Source organism: Dyella sp. 2YAF14 (assembly GCF_052114725.1).
Lineage (GTDB): Bacteria > Pseudomonadota > Gammaproteobacteria > Xanthomonadales > Rhodanobacteraceae > Dyella.
The window spans coordinates 1-12,523 of the sequence record NZ_JBFRFH010000024.1 but is presented as its reverse complement, the minus strand read 5'-3'; the positions used below and the strand labels follow the sequence as shown (position 1 = coordinate 12,523).

24 protein-coding genes are annotated in these 12,523 nt (G+C 61.7%); all 24 read right to left on the bottom strand.

Going from position 1 to position 12,523, the window contains the following annotated elements; translation table 11 throughout:
• Positions 1–12: 12 nt before the first annotated feature.
• A complete protein-coding gene (gene rpsM / locus AB4Y82_RS20125) occupies positions 13–369 on the bottom strand; it encodes a 30S ribosomal protein S13 (protein ID WP_046972895.1) in 357 nt (118 codons plus the stop codon).
• Between the two features lie 137 nt (positions 370–506).
• A complete protein-coding gene (gene secY / locus AB4Y82_RS20120; RefSeq protein WP_441605437.1) occupies positions 507–1,832 on the bottom strand; it encodes a preprotein translocase subunit SecY in 1,326 nt (441 codons plus the stop codon).
• A 4-nt stretch (positions 1,833–1,836) separates the two neighbouring features.
• Positions 1,837–2,274 (bottom strand): 50S ribosomal protein L15, encoded by a 438-nt coding sequence (gene rplO, locus AB4Y82_RS20115; RefSeq protein WP_199045596.1) that lies wholly within the window; start codon positions 2,272–2,274, stop codon positions 1,837–1,839.
• On the bottom strand, positions 2,274–2,471 hold the full coding sequence (gene rpmD / locus AB4Y82_RS20110; RefSeq protein WP_046972898.1) for a 50S ribosomal protein L30: 198 nt from the start codon (positions 2,469–2,471) through the stop codon (positions 2,274–2,276). Before rpmD ends, rplO begins: the two co-directional genes overlap by 1 nt.
• Entirely contained in the window at positions 2,464–2,973 is a 510-nt protein-coding gene (gene rpsE / locus AB4Y82_RS20105; protein ID WP_046972899.1) for a 30S ribosomal protein S5, read from the bottom strand. The genes rpmD and rpsE overlap by 8 nt, the downstream gene beginning before the upstream one ends.
• A gap of 117 nt (positions 2,974–3,090) precedes the next feature.
• A complete protein-coding gene (gene rplR, locus AB4Y82_RS20100; RefSeq protein ID WP_441605436.1) occupies positions 3,091–3,450 on the bottom strand; it encodes a 50S ribosomal protein L18 in 360 nt (119 codons plus the stop codon).
• A gap of 83 nt (positions 3,451–3,533) precedes the next feature.
• Entirely contained in the window at positions 3,534–4,061 is a 528-nt protein-coding gene (gene rplF / locus AB4Y82_RS20095) for a 50S ribosomal protein L6 (protein WP_441605435.1), read from the bottom strand.
• Between the two features lie 10 nt (positions 4,062–4,071).
• Complete coding sequence (rpsH, locus tag AB4Y82_RS20090) at positions 4,072–4,467, bottom strand: 30S ribosomal protein S8 (protein ID WP_441605434.1); 396 nt, start codon at positions 4,465–4,467, stop codon at positions 4,072–4,074.
• A gap of 219 nt (positions 4,468–4,686) precedes the next feature.
• Positions 4,687–4,992 (bottom strand): 30S ribosomal protein S14, encoded by a 306-nt coding sequence (gene rpsN / locus AB4Y82_RS20085; protein WP_441605433.1) that lies wholly within the window; start codon positions 4,990–4,992, stop codon positions 4,687–4,689.
• A gap of 22 nt (positions 4,993–5,014) precedes the next feature.
• Positions 5,015–5,557: a 50S ribosomal protein L5 gene (gene rplE / locus AB4Y82_RS20080; protein WP_441605432.1), complete on the bottom strand. Its 543-nt coding sequence runs from the start codon at positions 5,555–5,557 to the stop codon at positions 5,015–5,017.
• 10 nt (positions 5,558–5,567) lie between these two features.
• Positions 5,568–5,882: a 50S ribosomal protein L24 gene (gene rplX / locus AB4Y82_RS20075; RefSeq protein ID WP_441605431.1), complete on the bottom strand. Its 315-nt coding sequence runs from the start codon at positions 5,880–5,882 to the stop codon at positions 5,568–5,570.
• A 14-nt stretch (positions 5,883–5,896) separates the two neighbouring features.
• The gene (gene rplN, locus AB4Y82_RS20070; protein WP_038620422.1) at positions 5,897–6,265 is read right to left on the bottom strand and encodes a 50S ribosomal protein L14; all 369 of its coding nucleotides are present in this window, start codon (positions 6,263–6,265) and stop codon (positions 5,897–5,899) included.
• A gap of 14 nt (positions 6,266–6,279) precedes the next feature.
• Entirely contained in the window at positions 6,280–6,540 is a 261-nt protein-coding gene (rpsQ, locus tag AB4Y82_RS20065; RefSeq protein ID WP_038620426.1) for a 30S ribosomal protein S17, read from the bottom strand.
• 12 nt (positions 6,541–6,552) lie between these two features.
• Positions 6,553–6,738, bottom strand: coding sequence for a 50S ribosomal protein L29 (gene rpmC, locus AB4Y82_RS20060; RefSeq protein ID WP_046972906.1), 186 nt, complete (start codon positions 6,736–6,738; stop codon positions 6,553–6,555).
• Between the two features lies 1 nt (position 6,739).
• Positions 6,740–7,153, bottom strand: a complete 414-nt coding sequence (rplP, locus tag AB4Y82_RS20055) for a 50S ribosomal protein L16 (protein WP_019464892.1) — start codon at positions 7,151–7,153, stop codon at positions 6,740–6,742.
• A gap of 11 nt (positions 7,154–7,164) precedes the next feature.
• On the bottom strand, positions 7,165–7,914 hold the full coding sequence (rpsC, locus tag AB4Y82_RS20050; protein WP_121881668.1) for a 30S ribosomal protein S3: 750 nt from the start codon (positions 7,912–7,914) through the stop codon (positions 7,165–7,167).
• Between the two features lie 14 nt (positions 7,915–7,928).
• The gene (rplV, locus tag AB4Y82_RS20045; protein WP_046972908.1) at positions 7,929–8,264 is read right to left on the bottom strand and encodes a 50S ribosomal protein L22; all 336 of its coding nucleotides are present in this window, start codon (positions 8,262–8,264) and stop codon (positions 7,929–7,931) included.
• Positions 8,264–8,536, bottom strand: coding sequence for a 30S ribosomal protein S19 (rpsS, locus tag AB4Y82_RS20040; protein WP_046972909.1), 273 nt, complete (start codon positions 8,534–8,536; stop codon positions 8,264–8,266). Before rpsS ends, rplV begins: the two co-directional genes overlap by 1 nt.
• Positions 8,537–8,548: 12 nt before the next feature.
• Positions 8,549–9,370, bottom strand: coding sequence for a 50S ribosomal protein L2 (gene rplB / locus AB4Y82_RS20035; RefSeq protein WP_046972910.1), 822 nt, complete (start codon positions 9,368–9,370; stop codon positions 8,549–8,551).
• An 18-nt stretch (positions 9,371–9,388) separates the two neighbouring features.
• Complete coding sequence (gene rplW, locus AB4Y82_RS20030; RefSeq protein ID WP_046972911.1) at positions 9,389–9,682, bottom strand: 50S ribosomal protein L23; 294 nt, start codon at positions 9,680–9,682, stop codon at positions 9,389–9,391.
• Entirely contained in the window at positions 9,679–10,281 is a 603-nt protein-coding gene (gene rplD, locus AB4Y82_RS20025) for a 50S ribosomal protein L4 (RefSeq protein ID WP_204634037.1), read from the bottom strand. The genes rplW and rplD overlap by 4 nt, the downstream gene beginning before the upstream one ends.
• 11 nt (positions 10,282–10,292) lie before the next feature.
• Complete coding sequence (gene rplC / locus AB4Y82_RS20020) at positions 10,293–10,934, bottom strand: 50S ribosomal protein L3 (RefSeq protein ID WP_046972913.1); 642 nt, start codon at positions 10,932–10,934, stop codon at positions 10,293–10,295.
• A 20-nt stretch (positions 10,935–10,954) separates the two neighbouring features.
• On the bottom strand, positions 10,955–11,266 hold the full coding sequence (gene rpsJ, locus AB4Y82_RS20015; RefSeq protein WP_017461875.1) for a 30S ribosomal protein S10: 312 nt from the start codon (positions 11,264–11,266) through the stop codon (positions 10,955–10,957).
• Positions 11,267–11,931: 665 nt separating this feature from the next.
• The coding region (locus tag AB4Y82_RS20010) for an EF-Tu/IF-2/RF-3 family GTPase (RefSeq protein WP_441611603.1) at positions 11,932–12,523 on the bottom strand (592 nt) is incomplete at its 5' end.

Sequence of the window (12,523 nt, the reverse complement as noted above, 5' to 3'; positions counted from 1 at the left end):
GTTCGGAATCCGTTACTTCTTGATGGCGCGACGCGGACCCTTACGGGTGCGTGCATTGGTACGCGTGCGCTGGCCGCGCACCGGCAGACCACGGCGGTGACGCAGACCGCGGTAGCAACCCAGATCCATCAGACGCTTGATGGCAATACCCACCTCGCGACGCAGATCGCCTTCAACGACGTACTTGCTGATTTCGTGGCGGATCTTCTCCACCTCGCCTTCACTCAGGGACTTGATCTGGGTGGTGGGAACCACGCCAGCGTCCGCGCAGACCTTCTTGGCCCGGCTGCGGCCGATCCCGTAAATGCTCTGCAGGCCAACCCAGACATGCTTCTGGACCGGCAAATTGACACCCGCGATGCGCGCCATGATGTACTTTCTCCGATGCGTTTCGTGCGCGGTAAACGCGCAATTCTAACCTTAAACAACCCATTAGGAAAGCCCTGCGGTACCTGGGGTACCGCCGCCCTCCGACTTAGACCAACTTCACACCACCCCAGCAGCCATCAGTTGCGGCGGAGGTTGGCCTTCTTCAGCAGGCTTTCGTACTGGTGACTGACCAAGTGCGCCTGCACTTGAGCAGTGAAATCCATCACCACGACCACGACGATGAGCAGAGAGGTGCCACCGAAGTAGAACGGGACGTGCCACGCTTTTTGCATAAACGATGGAACCAGGCAGACCAGCACCAGGTACAGCGCGCCGACACCGGTAAGACGGGTCATCACGTTGTCGATGTAGTCAGCCGTGGAGCGGCCCGGGCGGATGCCCGGAATCAAGGCGCCGGAGCGCTTGAGGTTGTCCGCCGTCTCCTGAGAGTTGAACACGATCGCCGTATAGAAGAAGGCGAAAGTGATCACCAGCACCGCGAAGACGATGTCGTACAGCGGTTCGCCCGGGGTCAGCGCCTGGGTCAGCTCGGTGATCCAGCGCGCCTGATGACCCTGGCCGAACCAGGTAGCAGCAGTCGCCGGGAACAACAGCAGGCTCGAAGCGAAGATCGGCGGGATCACGCCGGCCATATTGACCTTCAGCGGCAGGTGCGAGGTCTGGTTCATGTAGGCCCGCTGCCCACCGGAACGACGCGCGTAGTTCACGGTGATGCGCCGCTGGGCGCGCTCCATGTACACCACGAACGCTGTCACCAGCAGGATCACGGCAACCACCATGAGCATCTTGATGACCGAGAGCTCACCGTTGTTGGCCATGCTCAGCGTGTGCGCCACCGCACCGGGCAGGCCGGAGACGATGCCGGCGAAGATCAGCAGCGAAATGCCGTTGCCGATACCGCGCTCGGTGATCTGCTCACCCAGCCACATCAGGAACATCGTGCCGGCCGTCAGGCCAACCACCGACGACATGACGAAACCCATGCCAGGCGTATACACCACCGGCGCGCCACCCAGGGCGGTCTGCTTCTGCAACGCCATGGCGATGCTGAACGCCTGAAATGCCGCCAGGCCTACCGTGCCAAAGCGGGTGTACATGGTCATCTTGCGACGACCAGACTCACCCTCTTTACGCAGCGCCTGCAGGCTCGGGATCACCGAACCCATCATCTGCACCACGATGGAGGCAGAGATGTACGGCACCACGCCGAGCGCGAACACCGAGAAACGTGCCAGCGAGCCACCCGAGAACATGTTGAACATGTTCATCAGGCCGCCGCCCTGCTCGATCAGGTTCGTCATGGCTTCCGGGTTGACGCCGGGAACCGGGATGAAGGAACCGAGACGGAAGACAATCAGCGCACCAATCACGAAGAAGATGCGCTGACGCAGTTCCGTCAGCTTGCCGAGCGATCCGAGCGATGTGCCCTGGGCTGACGCCACGTGATTACTCCACGCTGCCGCCGGCAGCTTCGATCGCTGCCTTGGCGCCGGCCGTAGCCAGCACGCCCGACAGCTTCACGGCGCGGCCGATTTCGCCCTTGAGGACAACCTTCACCTTCTTGGCATGGCTGTCGATCAAACCAGCCTGATGCAGCGCGATCGTGTCGATCACGTCAGCCTTCAGGGTGGCCAGCTGGTACAGGAACACTTCCTGGCTTTCTTTCTTCTTCAGCGAGCGGAAGCCAACCTTCGGCAGGCGACGCTGCAGCGGCATCTGACCGCCTTCGAAACCGTACTTGTGGGTGCCGCCCGCGCGAGCGTGCTGACCCTTGTGACCGCGACCGGCGGTCTTGCCCAGGCCCGAACCGATACCGCGACCCACGCGAAGGCGGGTCTTGCGGGAGCCGGCGGCCGGCTTGATGTCGTTAAGACGCATGGTGATTACTCCTCAACCCGCACGAGGTAATAGACCGTGTTGATCAGGCCGCGGACCTGCGGGCTGTCCTTCAGTTCACGGACGTCATTGAGCTTGCTCAGGCCGAGCGCCTTCACGCTCAGGCGATGGCGGCTCTGCACACCGCGCAGGCCCTTGACCAGGCGCACGCGCACGGTGGCGGCGGTTTCGTTGTTCTTAGCCATTGCCCAGCACCTCTTCCAGGGTCTTGCCACGCTTGGCAGCGATCTGCTTCGGCGAGGCAACGGCCTGCAGGCCCTTGATGGTCGCGCGGACCAGGTTGATCGGGTTACGCGAACCAACGGCCTTGGCGAGCACGTTCTTCACGCCCACCACTTCCAGCACAGCGCGCATGGCGCCGCCGGCGATCACGCCAGTACCTTCGGAAGCCGGCTGCATGAACACGCGGGCTGCGCCGTGGTTGGCCTTGATGGCGTACCACAGGGTGCCGTTGTTCAGGTCGATACTCACCATCTGGCGGCGGGCGCGTTCCATGGCCTTGGAGATGGCGACCGGCACTTCACGCGCCTTGCCATAACCAAAACCCACGCGGCCTTCGCCGTCGCCGACCACGGTCAGCGCAGTGAAGCTCATCTGGCGGCCACCCTTGACGGTCTTGGCCACGCGGTTAACGGCAATCAGCTTCTCGAGCAGGCCGTCTGAATTTTCGCGATCGGTAGAAGACATGTTTTTTTCCATGTGCCCGGCAAACCGGGACTTTTACTTGCGGCTGAGCCGCTTGGAGTTGTGGGTACTTCAGCTGGCATCAAGTGCCGGCGAACCGGCACCCGATACCAAGCGGCCTTAGAACTTCAGGCCGGCTTCGCGGGCCGCATCGGCCAGCGCCTTGATGCGACCGTGGTAGCGGAAGCCCGAGCGATCGAACGCCACGGACTCGATACCAGCGGCCAGCGCACGCTCAGCCACGGCCTTGCCGACAGCGGCGGCAGCGGTGAGGTTCTTGGTGCCCTTGAGGCCTTCAGCAACCGACTTCTGCACGGTGGAGGCAGCAGCCACCACGTTCGTGCCCGAAGCGTCGAACACCTGTGCGTACAGGTGCTGACCGGTGCGATGCACCGACAGGCGAGCCACACCGAGCTTGCGGATGTGGGAGCGAGTCGACTTGGCGCGACGCAGGCGGGATTCGTTCTTGTTCATCGTCATAGTTCCTAGAAGCGGATCGACAAGCAGCTTTAGCCTTTTTGAAGAGTGCAGCCATGGATGGCTGCTCTTTCGCGAGGGACCGCTTACGCCTTCTTGGCTTCCTTCAGGGTGATCTTCTCGCCGGAGTAGCGCACGCCCTTGCCCTTATAGGGTTCCGGCGGACGGAAGCCACGGATCTTGGCGGCCACCTCGCCCACGCGCTGCTTGTCCGAACCCTTGATCAGGATTTCGGTCTGCGTCGGGGTTTCGATGGTGATGCCTTCGGGCGCTTCGAACACGACCGGATGCGAGAAGCCCAGGGCAATGTTCAGCGACTTGCCGGCCATCGAAGCACGGTAGCCCACGCCGACCAGCTCGAGCTTGCGCTCGTAACCGTCGGACACGCCCTTGACCATGTTGGCCAGCAGCGCGCGCAGGGTGCCACCGAACTTGTCGTCCGCGCCTTCGGCGAGAACAATGTTGGCCACGCCATTGTCGATATTGATCGAGGCGCCCGGCAGGTGATGGATCGCCAGGGTGCCCTTCGGGCCCTTGACGGAAATGCCGTTGGCGTCGGACTTGACTTCAACGCCCTTGGGCAGGTTGATCGGTTGTTTGGCTACGCGGGACATCGTCGGCTCCTTATGCGACCTGGCCGATGACTTCGCCGCCCAGACCCTTCGAACGGGCCTGCGCGTCGGTCAGCAGACCGGCGGAAGTCGAGATGATCGAGATACCCAGGCCACCGAGGACCTTCGGCAACTCGTCCTTGCCGCGGTAGACGCGGAGACCGGAACGGCTGACACGGGCAATGGTTTCGATAGCCGGACGGCCTTCGAAATACTTGAGCTTGATCTCGAGCACCGGCTTGCCTTCCACGGAGGAGGCCTTGGCGTCGAGGATATAGCCCTCATTCTTGAGAAGGTTGGCGATGGCCACCTTCAGCTTCGACGACGGCATGTTTACGGTCTGCTTGCCCGTGAGCTGGGCATTGCGGATGCGCGTAAACAGATCGGCGATGGGATCAGTCATGCTCATGAAAACATCCTTCAGAGTGCACCGATATCCGAAAAACCGGAAATCAATTCAATTGTGAGCCGGCACAGTGCCGACCTGCGGAACGCAGACCGACGACTATAACAGCTTTTTCCGACTTTGCGAACAGCAGCGCATAAATCGCGCCAACGGCGGCAGGCTGTGCCCACCGCCGCATCGAACGCCAACGGGCCGAAACCCGTCAACGCCCTGTTTGGGGTATTACCAGCTGGCCTTGCGCAGGCCAGGCACGTCACCACGCATGGTGGCTTCGCGCAGCTTGTTGCGGCCCAAGCCGAACTTCTGATACACGGCGCGCGGACGGCCGGTCAGAGCACAGCGGGTGCGCTGGCGAGACGGGCTCGCATCGCGCGGCAGCTTCTGCAGCTTGGTCTGGGCTTCCATCTTCTCGTCATACGAGGCGTTGGGGCTCAGCACGATCGCCTTCAGTTCGGCGCGCTTGGCGGCGTACTTCTTGACGAGCTTGGTCCGCTTGATATCGCGGTTGACCATCGAGGTCTTTGCCATGGATAGATATCTCTCGCGTGTATCAGTTGCGGAACGGGAAGCTGAAGGCTTCCAGCAGCGCTTTGGCTTCGTCGTCCGACTTGGCGGTGGTGGTGATGGAGATATCCATGCCACGCATCGCGTCGACGGCGTCGAAGTCGATTTCCGGGAAGATGATCTGCTCTTTGACGCCGAAGTTGTAGTTACCGCGGCCGTCAAAAGCGCGACCCGACACACCACGGAAGTCGCGCGTACGCGGCAGCGAGATGTTGATCAGGCGATCGAGGAATTCCCACATCTGCGCGCGGCGCAGGGTGACCTTGCAGCCGATCGGCCAGCCGTCGCGGATCTTGAACGAGGCAACCGACACGCGGGCCTTGGTCTGGATCGGCTTCTGGCCGGCGATCTTGGCCATGTCGGCCACGGCGTTTTCGAGCACTTTCTTGTTGCCCGCCGCTTCGCCCACGCCCATGTTCAGCGTGATCTTGGTGATGCGGGGAACCTGCATCACGTTCTGGTAACCAAAGCGCTCGGTGAGCTTCTGGATGACCTGGTCTTTGTAAAAGTTTTCGAGACGCGTCGTCATAGTTAATTCCTTACGCGTCCACGACTTCGCCGGAGGACTTGAACACGCGCACCTTACGCCCATCAGAGAGCGTCTTGGCGCCAACGCGTTCACCCTTGCCCGTGGCGGAGTTGAACAGCTGGACGTTGGAGAGGTGGATCGAAGCCTCACGCTCGACGATGCCACCGGCCTGGTTGGCCTGCGGATTCGGCTTGGTGTGACGCTTGACCAGGTTCACGTTGGAGACGAACACGCGGTCGCCATCAACGCGCAGCACGTCGCCGCGCTGACCCTTGTTTTTGCCGGTGATCACGAGGACCTGATCACCCTTGCGGATACGGTTCATGGTCTAGTCTCCGCTCAGAGCACTTCGGGCGCGAGGGAGACGATCTTCATGAACTTCTCGCTGCGCAGCTCGCGAGTGACCGGCCCGAAGATACGGGTGCCAATCGGCTCGAGCTTGTTGTTGAGGAGGACCGCTGCGTTGCCGTCGAAACGGATCAGCGAGCCATCGGGACGGCGCACACCCTTGGCGGTACGAACCACCACGGCGTTGTACACCTCGCCCTTCTTCACCTTGCCGCGGGGGATGGCATCTTTCACGGTGACCTTGATAACGTCACCGATCGCGGCGTAACGGCGCTTGGAGCCGCCGAGCACCTTGATGCACATCAGTTCGCGAGCACCGCTGTTATCGGCCGCGGATAGCGTGCTTTGCATCTGGATCATGTCTGCACCCTCCCTTAGACGTTAGCGCGCGTGATGATTTCGACCACGCGGTGATGCTTGGTCTTGGACAAGGGACGGCATTCTGCAATGCGGACCAGGTCGCCCTCGTTCGCGCCCAGGTCGTCCTGTGCGTGAAGCTTGGTCGAACGACGGATGATCTTGCCGATCAGCGGATGCTGTTCCTGGCGCTCGATCAGGACCGTCACGGTCTTGTCCATCTTGTTACTGATGACGCGGCCCTCGAGGGTGCGCGTCTGCTTTTGGTTGTCGCTCATATCAGCCGTCCCTTACTTCTTTCCGCCGAGCACGAACTTCGTGCGGGCGATGTCGCGCCGAACGCGGCGCAGCTGGTGCGGCTGATTGAGCTGGCCGGTGCCCTTCTGCATGCGCAGATTGAACTGCTCTTTACGCAGATCCAGCAGATGCTTGTTCAGCTCGTCGGCCGACTTGGTGGTCAAATCTTTGATGGCCATATCACATCACCGCCCGGGTCACGAATTGGGTCTGGACCGAGAGCTTGGCGGCGGCCAGGCGGAACGCCTCGCGTGCCGTCGCCTCGTCGATACCCTCGATTTCATAGAGCATGCGGCCCGGCTGGATCGGAGCGACCCAGTATTCGACGCCACCCTTACCGGCACCCATTCGAACTTCGATGGGCTTCTTGGTGATGGGCTTATCCGGGTACACACGGATCCACAGCTTGCCGCCGCGCTTCACAAAACGGGTGATGCAACGACGACCGGCTTCGATCTGACGAGCGGTCAGGGCGCCAAAGGTGGTTGCCTTCAGACCGAACTCGCCAAAGCTGACGAGGTTCGAGGAGAAAGCCAGACCATCGTTACGGCCCTTGAACTGCTTACGGTATTTGGTTCGCTTAGGTTGCAGCATGGCAACTCTCCTTACTTCGCCGTCCGCTCGCGACGGCCTTCACCGCCCTCGCGACGCCCTTCACGACGACCCTCACCACCCTCACGGCGCGGCTGGGACTGCTCTTCCTTCGACTCCTGGCCGGCTGCTGCAAGGTCGAAGATTTCGCCCTTGTAGATCCACACCTTGATGCCGATGACGCCGTAGGTCGTATGAGCCTCGGCGGTGCCGTAGTCGATGTCGGCGCGCAGCGTATGCAGCGGCACGCGACCTTCGCGGCTCCATTCGGAACGAGCAATCTCAGCGCCGTTCAAACGGCCAGAGACATTGATCTTGATACCCAGTGCGCCCAGGCGCATCGCGTTGCCGACCGAGCGCTTCATGGCGCGGCGGAACATGATGCGACGCTCCAGCTGCTGCGCGATCGACTCGGCAACCAGCTGTGCGTCCAGCTCAGGCTTACGGACTTCACTGACGTTGATGTGCGCCGGAACGCCCATCAGGTCACTGACTTCCTTACGCAGCTTCTCGATATCCTCGCCCTTCTTGCCGATCACCACGCCCGGACGGGCGGTGTGAATCGTCACGCGTGCGGTCTTGGCCGGACGCTCGATGAGGATCTTGGAGATGCCGGCCTGGGCCAGCTTCTTGCGCAGCATCTCGCGGACCTTGAGGTCAGCAGCGAGGTACTGGGCGTATTCGCCCTTATTGGCGTACCACTTCGAGTTCCAGTCCTTGGCAATGCCGAGGCGGATACCGGTGGGATGAACTTTATGACCCATCGTCTACGTCCTCTTTAGTTGCCAACGACCACAGTGATGTGGCTCGTGCGCTTCAGGATGCGGGAACCGCGACCCTTGGCGCGGGCGTACATGCGCTTCATCGCCGGACCTTCGTCGACGAAGATGCGCGCGACCTTCAGGTCGTCGACGTCGGCGCCGAGATTGTTCTCAGCGTTGGCGACAGCCGACAACAGCACCTTGCGAACAAGGGCTGCGGCCTTCTTGTTGGTGAACTGGAGCACGTCGCTGGCTCGGCCCACGGGCATGCCGCGGACCAGGTCAGCCACCAGGCGTGCCTTCTGCGCCGAAATGCGGGCGCTGCGCAGGATCGCTTTGGCTTCAGTGCTCATCACTTGCCCTTCTTGTCGCCGCCATGGCCCTTGAACGTACGGGTCGTCGCGAACTCGCCGAGCTTGTGCCCGACCATGTTCTCGTTGACCAGCACAGGGACATGCTGACGGCCGTTGTGGATGGCGATGGTCAGGCCGACCATTTCCGGCAGGATCATCGAGCGGCGCGACCAGGTCTTGATCGGACGCTTGTTATTGGCGGAAACGGCGGCTTCCACCTTCTTTACGAGGTGCAGGTCGACAAACGGACCTTTCTTTAGAGAGCGCGGCATGATCGTTTCCTATTACTTGCGACGACGCACGATGAACTGCTGGGTGCGCTTGTTCGAGCGCGTCTTGTAGCCCTTGGCCGGCGTACCCCACGGAGAAACCGGGTGACGACCGCCAGAGGTCTTGCCCTCACCACCGCCATGCGGATGGTCGACCGGGTTCATCACCACACCGCGAACGGTGGGACGAATACCCAACCAGCGCTTGGCGCCGGCCTTGCCGAGCTTCTTCAGGCTGTGCTCGCCGTTGCCCACTTCACCGATGGTGGCGCGGCAATCGACCGGCACGCGGCGCATTTCGCCGGAGCGCAGACGCAGCGTGGCGTAACCCGATTCGCGAGCCACCAGCTGGACCGAAGCGCCGGCGGAACGCGCAATCTGCGCACCCTTGCCCGGACGCATCTCGATGCAGTGGATGGTCGAACCCACCGGGATGGCGCGCAGCGGCAGGCTGTTGCCGGCCTTGATCGGAGCATCGCTGCCCGACACCAGGCGATCGCCTGCCTGCACGCCCTTGGGCGCGATGATGTAACGACGCTCACCGTCGGCATAGCACAGCAGTGCGATATGCGCGGTACGGTTCGGATCGTATTCAATGCGCTCGACCTTGGCGGCAATGCCTTCCTTGTCGCGCTTGAAGTCGATGATGCGGTAACGCTGCTTGTGACCGCCGCCCTGGTGGCGAACGGTGATGCGACCGTAGTTATTGCGACCGCCGTTCTTGGTCTTCGCCTCGGTCAACGCCGCGTACGGCGCGCCCTTGTGAAGGCCCTCGGTGCGAACGCTGACTGCGTCGCGACGACCGGGGGAGGTCGGCTTGTGAGTGATCAGTGCCATCTCAATTCAACTCCTGGCTCAGGCTTTGGCCGACACGTCGATGGTCTGGCCATCGGCGAGGCGGACATAGGCCTTACGCTTGCCCTGGCGATTGCCAGTGCGGAAACGGAAGGACTTGACCTTGCCCTTGGCATTGACGAGGTTCACCTGCTCGACCTTGACGTCGAACATCTGTTCCACCGCTGCGCGGACATCGGCCTTGGTTGCTTCGGGAGCAACCACGAATACGTACTGGTTCTTCTCGGCCAGGCGTGCAGCCTTTTCCGAGATGTGCGGCGCACGCAGCGTATTCAGAATGCGTTCGTTGCTCATGCCAGCCACTCCTCGATCTTCTTCACCGCATCGACGGTCATGACGATGTGGTCCGAACCGACCAGGCTGACCGGGTTCAGAGCCAGCACGTCCACGACGTGGATGTACGGGATGTTGCGCGCGGCCAGGAAGGTGGCTTCGTTGGCGTCTTCCGACACCAGCAGCACGCGACCCGAGACCTGCAGTTCAGCCAGCTTGGCAACCATCGCCTTGGTCTTGGGGGTATCGATGCCGAAGCTCTCGACCACCTTCAGACGGTCCTGACGGATCAGCTCAGCAAGGATCGAACGGATGGCAACGCGATACGACTTGCGGTTGACCTTCTGCTCGTAGCTGCGCGGCTTGGCAGCGAACGTGCGGCCACCACCGACAAAGATCGGTGCACGGTAGTCACCGTGACGGGCGCCGCCGCCCTTCTGCTTCTTGAACTTCTTGGTGGTGCCGGACATCTCGCCGCGCGACAGCTGCGACTGGGTACCGGCACGGCCGCCCGCCTGATAGGCGATGACGACCTGGTGGATCAGGGCCTGCTTGAGCTCACCGCCGAACACTTCGTCCGACACGTTGAGCGGCTTGGCGCCAATAACATTGAGTTCCATGGCGTCTCTCCTCAGCCCTTGGTCGTCGGACGGATGACGACGTCGCCGCCGGTAGCACCCGGCACCGCGCCCTTCACCGCGATCAGATGACGCTCGGCGTCGACCTTGACCACTTCCAGGCCCTGCTGCGTGCGGTTGACCGCACCCATGTGGCCCGACATCTTCTTGCCCGGGAACACGCGACCCGGGGTCTGACGCTGACCGATAGAACCCGGCGCACGATGCGACAGCGAGTTACCGTGGGTCGCGTCACCCATGGTGAAGTTCCAGCGCTTGATGGTGCCCTGGAAGCCCTTGCCCTTCGACACGCCGGCAACGTCAACGATCTGACCTGCCTGGAACACGTCGTCGGCCTTGATCTCGGCGCCCACGCTGTACTTGCCGAGATCGTCGGCAGACACGCGGAACTCCCACAGACCACGACCCGGCTCAACCTTGGCCTTCGCGTAGTGACCCTTCAGCGGCTGCGTCAGCAGGCTGGCGCGCTTGACGCCGGCTGCGACCTGCACAGCGCTGTAACCATCATTTTCTTCCGTCTTCAGCTGCGTGACGCGATTCGGGGTGGCCTCAATGAGGGTCACCGGAATCGAACGGCCATCTTCAGTGAAGAGTCGGCTCATGCCGCACTTGCGGCCAACTAGTCCGATACTCATCTTCGTATCCTGTCTCTCGCTCAACCAAGCTTGATCTGAACGTCCACGCCAGCGGCGAGGTCCAGCTTCATGAGCGCGTCCACGGTTTTGTCGTTGGGGTCGACGATGTCAAGCACGCGCTTGTGGGTACGGGTTTCGTACTGGTCGCGGGCATCTTTGTCGACGTGCGGCGACACCAGAATGGTGTAACGCTCGATCTTGGTCGGGAGCGGAATCGGGCCGAGCACCGTTGCGCCAGTGCGCTTGGCAGTCTCGACGATCTCGCTGGCCGAGCGATCGATCAGACGGTGATCGTACGCCTTGAGCCGAATGCGAATCTTTTGGTTCGCCATAAACCGTGTCCTGTTATCGAAAGAACAATTCTTGTGATTCGAGTGAGCTTCTCGCCCACCCGCACAACCCTTTACTGCCAACAACCAGTCGTTTCTTGGGTGGCTGACGCCACACCTCAAACCGACCTTAAAAGACTAGGCAGGCCCAAAACGGGCCCGCCTAGACGGAAAAGTATAAAACGCGCGAAATGGCCAGGTCAACAAAGCGTCATGCTTCGTCGTCCGAGCCCTCTCTTGCGTATTGGCCATCCAGGCCAGCGAACTCGAAGCACTTCCTGTGCCTCATTTCGCTGTAAGGTCGCCCGAACCAAGGTCCGGCGACAGGCAAGACGGCGACTATAGCTGACTATTCGGCGGAAGAAAAGCCCTAAGCGGTTCTTTTTGCATGATTCGTTGGTTTTTTTGATCGTCATCCCGGCGCAGGCCGGGATCCAGTGGCGACCAAATGCGGTGTTCGCGAACGAGCCAACAAAGCATCCACCCCTATCGCGACCATCAAACCATGCTGCTACTGGATGACCAGCCATTCGGCTGTTGTAGAACGCCTCCGGCCTGCGCCGGAATGACGAGCAAGGGGCGCAATCCGTACAAGTCACATAAAAAAAGCCGGCCCTGAGGCCGGCTTTTTTCCAGGTTGCCACCCGAAGGTGGCTCCCCAAGGGGTATTACTTGATGACCTTGGCCACCACGCCGGCGCCGACGGTGCGGCCGCCTTCGCGGATGGCGAAACGCAGGCCTTCGTCCATCGCGATCGGGTGGATCAGGCTGACCACCATCTTCACGTTGTCACCCGGCATCACCATTTCCACGCCTTCCGGCAACTGGCAGGCGCCGGTCACGTCGGTCGTGCGGAAGTAGAACTGCGGACGGTAGCCCTTGAAGAACGGCGTATGACGGCCACCCTCGTCCTTCGACAGCACGTACACCTCAGCCTCGAAGTCCGTGTGCGGGGTGATCGTGCCCGGCTTGGCCAGCACCTGGCCACGCTCGACGTCGTCGCGCTTCAGGCCGCGCAGCAGCAGACCGGCGTTGTCGCCTGCCTGGCCCTGGTCCAGCAGCTTGCGGAACATTTCCACGCCCGTGACGGTGGTCTTCTGGGTCGGACGAATACCGACCACTTCGACTTCGTCACCGACCTTGATGATGCCGCGCTCGATACGACCGGTCACCACGGTGCCGCGGCCGGAGATCGAGAACACGTCTTCCACCGGCATCAGGAACGGCTTGTCGATCGCACGCACCGGCTCCGGGATGTAG

Coding starts and splice junctions, on each gene's coding strand:
- rpsM (WP_046972895.1), bottom strand. CDS start 369: ATGGCGCGCATCGCGGGTGTCAATTTGCCGGTCCAGAAGCATGTCTGG.
- rpmD (WP_046972898.1), bottom strand. CDS start 2,471: ATGGCTAAGAACAACGAAACCGCCGCCACCGTGCGCGTGCGCCTGGTC.
- rpsE (WP_046972899.1), bottom strand. CDS start 2,973: ATGTCTTCTACCGATCGCGAAAATTCAGACGGCCTGCTCGAGAAGCTG.
- rplR (WP_441605436.1), bottom strand. CDS start 3,450: ATGACGATGAACAAGAACGAATCCCGCCTGCGTCGCGCCAAGTCGACT.
- rplF (WP_441605435.1), bottom strand. CDS start 4,061: ATGTCCCGCGTAGCCAAACAACCGATCAACCTGCCCAAGGGCGTTGAA.
- rpsH (WP_441605434.1), bottom strand. CDS start 4,467: ATGAGCATGACTGATCCCATCGCCGATCTGTTTACGCGCATCCGCAAT.
- rpsN (WP_441605433.1), bottom strand. CDS start 4,992: ATGGCAAAGACCTCGATGGTCAACCGCGATATCAAGCGGACCAAGCTC.
- rplE (WP_441605432.1), bottom strand. CDS start 5,557: ATGACGACGCGTCTCGAAAACTTTTACAAAGACCAGGTCATCCAGAAG.
- rplX (WP_441605431.1), bottom strand. CDS start 5,882: ATGAACCGTATCCGCAAGGGTGATCAGGTCCTCGTGATCACCGGCAAA.
- rplN (WP_038620422.1), bottom strand. CDS start 6,265: ATGATCCAGATGCAAAGCACGCTATCCGCGGCCGATAACAGCGGTGCT.
- rpsQ (WP_038620426.1), bottom strand. CDS start 6,540: ATGAGCGACAACCAAAAGCAGACGCGCACCCTCGAGGGCCGCGTCATC.
- rpmC (WP_046972906.1), bottom strand. CDS start 6,738: ATGGCCATCAAAGATTTGACCACCAAGTCGGCCGACGAGCTGAACAAG.
- rplP (WP_019464892.1), bottom strand. CDS start 7,153: ATGCTGCAACCTAAGCGAACCAAATACCGTAAGCAGTTCAAGGGCCGT.
- rpsC (WP_121881668.1), bottom strand. CDS start 7,914: ATGGGTCATAAAGTTCATCCCACCGGTATCCGCCTCGGCATTGCCAAG.
- rplV (WP_046972908.1), bottom strand. CDS start 8,264: ATGAGCACTGAAGCCAAAGCGATCCTGCGCAGCGCCCGCATTTCGGCG.
- rpsS (WP_046972909.1), bottom strand. CDS start 8,536: ATGCCGCGCTCTCTAAAGAAAGGTCCGTTTGTCGACCTGCACCTCGTA.
- rplB (WP_046972910.1), bottom strand. CDS start 9,370: ATGGCACTGATCACTCACAAGCCGACCTCCCCCGGTCGTCGCGACGCA.
- rplW (WP_046972911.1), bottom strand. CDS start 9,682: ATGAGCAACGAACGCATTCTGAATACGCTGCGTGCGCCGCACATCTCG.
- rplD (WP_204634037.1), bottom strand. CDS start 10,281: ATGGAACTCAATGTTATTGGCGCCAAGCCGCTCAACGTGTCGGACGAA.
- rplC (WP_046972913.1), bottom strand. CDS start 10,934: ATGAGTATCGGACTAGTTGGCCGCAAGTGCGGCATGAGCCGACTCTTC.
- rpsJ (WP_017461875.1), bottom strand. CDS start 11,266: ATGGCGAACCAAAAGATTCGCATTCGGCTCAAGGCGTACGATCACCGT.